At 44.6% G+C, this 1,602-nt stretch carries 2 protein-coding genes and 1 pseudogene; all 3 read left to right on the forward strand.

Translation table 11 applies throughout. The features are described from left to right. Positions 1–206 (forward strand): annotated as a pseudogene (locus B4K20_RS09980) (hypothetical protein); the annotation flags it as partial. A 25-nt stretch (positions 207–231) separates the two neighbouring features. Continuing rightward, entirely contained in the window at positions 232–810 is a 579-nt protein-coding gene (locus B4K20_RS09985; RefSeq protein WP_289282771.1) for an FMN-dependent NADH-azoreductase, read from the forward strand. Between the two features lie 19 nt (positions 811–829). Further along, positions 830–1,602: pirin family protein (locus B4K20_RS09990; protein ID WP_289282772.1), on the forward strand; the 773-nt coding region annotated here is incomplete at its 3' end.

Below are 1,602 nucleotides of genomic sequence, written 5' to 3' on the forward strand. Positions count from 1 at the left end.
GTTTGGCTATCTTAGTTGGTTTCAAAACACGTATTTCTGCGTTTTTGCTAGCAGGTTTTACGCTGATAGCGGCAGCTATTTTCCATAATAATTTTGCCGACCAAATGCAGAGTATTTTGTTTATGAAAGATTTAGCCATTGCCGGTGGTTTGTTGTTACTGGTGGCTAATGGTGCGGGTAATTTGGCTATCGACAATATTAAATAATGTTATCGAAAACAGGAGAATAAACATGAATAACACGATTTTACATATCAATAGTAGTGAACGTATTCAGGACTCTGTGACACGCCAGGTGTCTGCTGAACTCGTCTCGCAATTACAAAAGCAGTCTGGGCTAGCTATCAAATCTCGTGATCTAGTGAAGGGTATTCCATTTATTAACGAAGATTGGATTCATGCCAATTTTACCGACCCCGAGCAACGTACTGAACAAAACAAACAGGCATTAAAAACGTCGGATCAATTAGTAGAAGAGTTGCAGGCTGCTGAGATTCTGGTCATTGCATCGCCTATTTATAATTTTAGTGTGCCAGCCGTATTAAAAGCCTGGATCGATCAAGTTGCCAGAGCAAGAGTGACGTTTCGTTACACAGAAAATGGTCCTGAAGGTTTGCTGAAGGCGAAAAAAGCGTATCTGGTGATGGCTTCTGGCGGCGTGCCTCTGGGGAGTGAAGTGGATTACGCTTCTACTTACCTGAATCAGGTCATGAATTTTCTGGGTATTCATGATGTCACTGTGGTGGATGCTGGCAGTCTGATTCAAGACACAGAAACATTGACTCAAAAAGTTGCTGATCTCGTCAGCTAATATTTATCAGGAGAATGTGATGACTCAGACAAGGGAATTAAGACAAATCATCAATGGAGACAGGGTCTCAGACGGTGCAGGTGTACAGCTTACTCGTATTATCGGCTCACCACAGCTCAATATGCTTGACCCTTTTCTGATGTTTGATGCCTTTGGTTCCGATAAACCTCAGGACTATATTGCTGGCTTTCCTCCACATCCACACCGTGGCTTTGAGACGGTGACTTATATGTTAGAAGGGCGTATGCGTCATGAAGACAGTGCAGGCAATGCCGGGGTAATTGAAACGGGCGGTGTGCAATGGATGACGGCAGGTAAAGGGATTATTCATTCGGAAATGCCAGAGCAGAAAGAAGGACGCTTAGCCGGGTTCCAGTTGTGGGTTAACCTGCCGGCAACAGAAAAAATGAATGAACCGAAGTATCAGGAATTTGATGCTGAGCAGATTCCAGTGGCTAGATTAGACAATGGTACCGCAATCAAGGTCATTGCTGGGCAGACAGATAGTGGCGTGAGTGGTGTGATTGATAACCCGTTTGTTAATCCGCTATACCTGCATGTTTTTTTATCTGCAGGAGTCACGTTTGAGCAGACAGTGAAGGAAACGGACAACACGTTCCTGTATCTGATGAAAGGTCAGATACAGGTCGGCGATAAACAGCGACCACTTAATGCTGGCCAACTCGCCGTATTGGAGACCGGATCAAAAGTGCGAGTCAACAGTGAACGTGATACGGAGTTTGTGCTTGTATCAGGACAGCCTTTGAATGAACCTATTGCCAGAGGCGGTCC

It is taken from the genome of Methylophaga sp. UBA5088, assembly GCF_002414625.1.
GTDB classification, from domain to species: Bacteria; Pseudomonadota; Gammaproteobacteria; order Nitrosococcales; family Methylophagaceae; genus Methylophaga; species Methylophaga marina.